This window comes from Roseofilum sp. SBFL (genome assembly GCF_017746885.1).
Classification (GTDB): Bacteria; Cyanobacteriota; Cyanobacteriia; order Cyanobacteriales; family Desertifilaceae; genus Roseofilum.
In genome coordinates, this window is record NZ_JAGHZH010000139.1 from 1 (window position 1) to 5541 (window position 5541).

5 protein-coding genes are annotated in these 5541 nt (G+C 46.8%); 4 read left to right on the top strand and 1 reads right to left on the bottom strand.

Going from position 1 to position 5541, the window contains the following annotated elements:
• Positions 1-212: 212 nt before the first annotated feature.
• Positions 213-2024, top strand: coding sequence for a translation elongation factor 4 (gene lepA / locus J7545_RS14590; RefSeq protein ID WP_318698909.1), 1812 nt, complete (start codon positions 213-215; stop codon positions 2022-2024).
• A 127-nt stretch (positions 2025-2151) separates the two neighbouring features.
• Here the strand turns inward: lepA and hemB are convergent, their stop codons facing one another.
• Positions 2152-3135 carry a porphobilinogen synthase gene (hemB, locus tag J7545_RS14595; RefSeq protein ID WP_318719756.1) on the bottom strand — a complete coding sequence of 328 codons (984 nt, stop codon included), beginning with the start codon at positions 3133-3135 and terminating at the stop codon, positions 2152-2154.
• A gap of 262 nt (positions 3136-3397) precedes the next feature.
• Between hemB and J7545_RS14600 the strand changes: the two genes are divergently transcribed.
• From J7545_RS14600 to J7545_RS14610, 3 genes are all read left to right on the top strand, one after another.
• Positions 3398-4660 carry a phosphopantothenoylcysteine decarboxylase gene (locus J7545_RS14600; protein ID WP_318698911.1) on the top strand — a complete coding sequence of 421 codons (1263 nt, stop codon included), beginning with the start codon at positions 3398-3400 and terminating at the stop codon, positions 4658-4660.
• Between the two features lie 24 nt (positions 4661-4684).
• The gene (locus J7545_RS14605; RefSeq protein WP_318698913.1) at positions 4685-4900 is read left to right on the top strand and encodes a HAMP domain-containing sensor histidine kinase; all 216 of its coding nucleotides are present in this window, start codon (positions 4685-4687) and stop codon (positions 4898-4900) included.
• 137 nt (positions 4901-5037) lie between these two features.
• Positions 5038-5541, top strand: a 504-nt coding sequence (locus J7545_RS14610) for a serine/threonine protein kinase (protein WP_318719757.1), incomplete at its 3' end; no start/stop codon positions are given.

The window sequence follows — 5541 nt, forward strand, 5'->3', positions numbered from 1 at the left end:
AGACGGAAAGTAACGCCTCCCGAGAGAATCCCCTCTGTTTGGAATGGGAAACAGTTCCAAGCAAGGGAACTCGTAGAAAGAGGAAGTCTCCTTAGTGATGAGGGGAATCCCCACGCCTTTAGGCTGGGGAGGATGTCAATCAAGTAAGTCTGAGGCTGGAGCGACTATTATTCACTAAACGTGTTACTTACATTAGGTTCAAATTCAACTTTATGACCGACGCTAAAGTCTCTCATATTCGTAATTTCTGTATTATTGCCCATATCGATCATGGGAAGTCTACCTTGGCCGATCGCCTCCTCCAGTTTACGGGAACAGTTGCCGATCGCGATATGAAGGAGCAGTTCCTCGATAGCATGGATCTCGAACGGGAGCGGGGGATTACGATTAAGCTCCAAGCTGCACGGATGAATTATCAAGCGGATAATGGGGAAGTTTATGTCCTTAATTTAATTGATACTCCAGGACATGTTGATTTCTCGTATGAAGTTTCGCGCTCGCTGATTGCTTGTGAGGGGGCGCTGTTGGTAGTAGATGCCTCCCAGGGGGTAGAAGCACAAACCTTGGCAAATGTTTATTTGGCCCTAGAACACGATCTGGAAATTATCCCCGTTCTGAATAAAATTGACTTGCCCGGGGCGGACCCGGATCGGGTGAAGGCAGAAATTGAAGAGGTGATTGGATTAGATTGTAGTGATGCCATTTTAGCTTCGGCAAAGGAAGGAATTGGCGTTCCAGAAATTCTAGAAGCCATTGTTCAGGGAGTTCCTGCTCCTCAAGAAACCCTAAAAGAACCTCTAAGAGCCTTGATTTTCGACAGTTATTATGATAGCTATCGGGGCGTAATCGTCTATTTTCGGGTGGTGGATGGTAAGGTTCGTAAAGGCGATCGCATCCGCTTGATGGCAACCGGTAAAGAATACGATATTGACGAGTTAGGCATTCTCTCTCCAACTCAAGTGCAAGTGGAAGAACTACATGCTGGAGAAGTGGGCTATTTAGCCGCATCCATTAAAGCGGTGGAAGATGCGCGGGTGGGCGATACCATTACCCTGAAAGCAGAACCAGCAGAAAATCCCTTACCGGGATATAAAGAAGCCAACCCCATGGTATTCTGCGGCATGTTTCCCACCGATGCCAACCAGTTCCCCGAATTACGGGAAGCTCTAGAGAGGCTCAAACTCAATGATGCTGCCCTTTCCTATGAGCCAGAAACCTCTAGCGCCATGGGCTTCGGTTTTCGCTGTGGGTTCTTGGGATTGTTACATATGGAAATTGTCCAAGAACGGTTAGAGCGGGAATATAATCTGGATTTGATTATTACAGCTCCTTCCGTGGTTTATCGGGTGGTTCTTAACTCGGAAGAAACCGTCGCCATTGATAATCCGAGTACCTTACCGGCTGCCAACGAACGACAAAGCATTGAAGAACCCTATGTAAAAGTCGATATTATTACCCCAGAAGCCTATGTGGGCACATTGATGGAATTGTGCCAAACTCGGCGGGGAATCTTCAAGGATATGAAGTATTTAACCCAAAGTCGCACTACCTTGATTTACGAGTTGCCCTTAGCGGAAGTGGTAACCGACTTCTTCGATCAGATGAAGACGCGATCGCGCGGTTATGCCAGTATGGAGTATCAGTTTATTGGCTATCGCTCCGATGATTTGGTGCGCTTAGATATCATGATCAACAACGATCCCGTCGATGCCCTAGCGATGATTGTCCATCGCGATAAAGCCTATTATGTGGGACGGGGATTAACGGAAAAATTGAAAGAATTGATCCCGCGTCATCAGTTCAAAGTTCCCATTCAAGCCGCTATTGGTTCGCGAATTATTGCCAGCGAACATATTCCTGCCTTGCGTAAGGATGTATTGGCTAAATGTTACGGCGGTGATATTTCCCGGAAGAAAAAGCTGTTGCAAAAACAAGCCAAGGGTAAAAAGCGAATGAAGTCCATTGGTACAGTCGATGTGCCTCAGTCGGCATTTATGGCGGTTTTGAAGTTGGATAATGGGTAATTGGTGAGATAGCCGAGAAGGAGTGAGTTAGGACCGTTAGGTTATGGTTTGAGACAATAGGTAATGTCCTAACTCCCCCTTTCTCGGCTCTATACTACATCAACAGACATTAATGATGGAGGATTCATTACCCCTGAAGCCACCGGGCAGCATCCTTGGCATGATAGGTGAGAATGAGATCGGCACCAGCACGTTTAAAGCTGGTTAGGGTTTCGAGTACCACTCGCCGTTCATCAATCCAGTCATTGAGAGCAGCGGCTTTAACCATAGAATATTCACCAGAAACATTGTAGGCGGCGACGGGGAGATTGGAGGCTTGTTTCACTTGCCAGATCACATCCATGTAGGCTAAAGCCGGTTTAACCATGAGCATATCCGCCCCTTCCACCACATCCAGATCGATTTCCTTAATTGCTTCGCGACTATTAGCCGGGTCCATCTGATAGGTGCGGCGATCGCCAAATTGGGGGGCTGACTCAGCCGCATCTCGGAATGGCCCGTAATAGGCCGAAGCGTACTTAGCAGCATAGGACAAAATCGGAATCTCTTCAAACCCCTCTTCATCTAACGCTGCGCGAATCGCTTGTACAAACCCGTCCATCATCCCAGATGGGGCAATCACATCCGCTCCAGCTTTGGCTTGGGAAACGGCAGTTTTCTTCAATAACTCTAACGTGGGATCGTTCAACACCCGTCCCGTCAGATCTCCCACTTCCAAATAGCCACAATGACCATGGCTGGTATACTCGCATAAACAAGTATCTGCAATCACCACTAGCTCAGGCACGGCTTCTTTGACTGCCGTAGCTGCTTGCTGGATCATCCCACAATGATGCCAAGCACCCGTTGCTTCCATATCTTTGGTTTCGGGAATACCAAATAGGATAATCGCCGGAATGCCCAAATCATAAACTTCCTTCGCTTCGTCTACAATTTTGTCTACTGATAGCTGATATACGCCAGGCATCGATCGCACTTCCTTAGCGACTCCTTCACCCGGGATCGCAAACAACGGATAAATCAAATCATTGGTGGTTAAGACATTCTCTTGTACCATGCGGCGCAAGGTAGCAGAGTTACGGAGGCGACGAGGGCGATGAATGGGAAACATAATTGGGAGTTTACAAACAGTAATCTAAACAAATCGAGCGTATTTCAGCATTGTATAGCGATCGCCGATCCCCCTTTACATTTGAGTCCTTTTTCTCAATGTTTTGTAACGTTAGCCCGCCCTAACCTCAAGCAAAATAAGATATAGCGCTTTGTGCTAGGCAAAAGGCAAAAGGCAAAAATCTTTTTCTACAAGGGTTTGAGCATTTATAAATGTCCACTATAGCAGCCCAAAGCCCCATTCCCCATTCCCCATTCCCTCTATGAAACCTTGGAATTTTACCCCTCCTCCTGCCTCTGAATTAGGCGATCGCGAAGTCCCCCTACACGGAACCCACCTTCAAGGAAAACGTATTGCTCTGCTCATTACCGGCAGTATTGCCGCCCTCAAAGCCCCCTTATTAGCGCGGGAACTCAGGCGCGAAGGAGCAGAGGTTACCGCCTTTACCTCCACTGAAGCCCTGCGCTATACCACCCTCGACAGTCTAGAATGGAGTACCACCCATCCGGTGATTACGAAACTGACGGCTGCTGCGGAACATCTTAGCGATGAATACCCTTTTGATGCCTATGTCGTCGCTCCCGCCACTTACAATACGATTAATAAAATGCGCTATGGCATCGCCGATGGAGCGATCGCCTCTACCCTCGCTTCCGCCTTAGGAAAACTAGAACAGGGGCAAACCAAAATTCTGATTGTGCCCACTATGCACGGCAGTTTACACAATCGAATTTTAAGCGAATCCCTACAGCAATTACAGCACTGGGGTGTAGAGATTATGCCTCCTAAAGAAGCCTACGGCAAACACAATTTACCCGATCTGCGATCGATTGTAACCACAGTTTCGCGCTTAGTCAGTTCTTCTCCCTTAAAAGGTATTCCCATTTTAGTCACCGGCGGTCCTACTCCCGTTCCCATTGATAATATTCGCCGAATCACCAATCGCTTTCGCGGCACTTTAAGCCTTAAAATCACCGAAGAACTATATTTACGAGGGGCAGAAGTCCAGTTAATTCTAGGAACGGGTGGCGATACCCCACCTCCCTATTTCCCCTGTGAAATCGCTCAAACCTACGAACATTATGCCCAATTAGTTTTAGAGCACTTACAGCAATATCCCTATGTTTTTGGCATCTTTTCCGCCGCTGTTGCAGACTATCAACCCGAGCGCATTCTACCTGGTAAAACCCCCAGTGGCGGAGCTTTACACTCTCTGAAATTAGTCCCCACGGGCAAGGTTATTGAACGGGTAAGGACAGAATTCCCAGATCTATATATGGTAACCTTCAAGTATCAGGAAGACGTTACCCATAAAGAATTAATTGATATTGCCCAACAAAAACTAGCACAAGGATACAATGCAGTGGTGGCTAATCGCGGAGAAGAAAGGGGAGCGCAAGGCGAACAAATTGCCTATTGGGTGTCGAAAAATCAAACAGCCGAGAAGATGATGGGCAAAGAAGGAATTGCCAAAGCGATCGCCAATCATCTAGAAGCCTGTTTCTCAACTACACCCCAAGTCTAAAAATCCTAAGTACAGGAGGTCACCATTCGCATTACTGATAATGGCATGGGGATGCCAGAAGAAGTGAGAGAACGCATCTTCGAGCAAGGATTTACAACGAAAGCAGTGGGTAAAGGGACAGGTTTGGGAATGGCGATCGCTAAATCAATCATCACCCAAAAACATGGCGGTAAGATTACCTGTACTTCTCAATTGAGTAAAGGTACTGGGTTGGAGATTTCCATACCCATCGGCAACTAGCTCGTCGATTCTAGATTGCATATCATAGCTAAAAGATAAGATGGCGATCGCAGCTCAGTTGCGATCGCGATCGGGTATTGGAAGCCAATAAAATATCTACCATTACCATAAGAGAACATCAAAAAAGCTCCAACCTCATGACTCCAAAACTTCCTGGCTATCAAATTGGCTCAAAAATCTATGAAGGAGAGCGAACCCTAGTCTATCAAGGAACACGCCTGTCTGACTCCTTAAAAGTCGCGATCAAATTGTTACGCAACTCCTACCCGAGTTTTAGCGAACTAGTACAGTTCCGCAACCAGTATACCATTACTAAAAACCTAAACTCAACTGGCATTGTCGTCCCCTTAAGCTTAGAGCGCTACGGTAATGGTTACGCCTTGGTTATGGAAGATTTAGGGGCGATCGCTCTCGACAAAGCACTAGCAAAAGAGCAGTCCTTAGACCTAGGACACTACTTAGATATCGCCATCCAACTCGCGGAAATCCTACAAGAACTAGATCGCCAACAAGTGATCCACAAAGATATTAAACCAGCTAACATCCTGATTCAACCCGAAACGCAACAGGTGAAATTAATTGACTTCAGCATAGCCTCCCTGCTACCTCGTGAAGCCCAAGAAATCAAAAACTTCAACGTC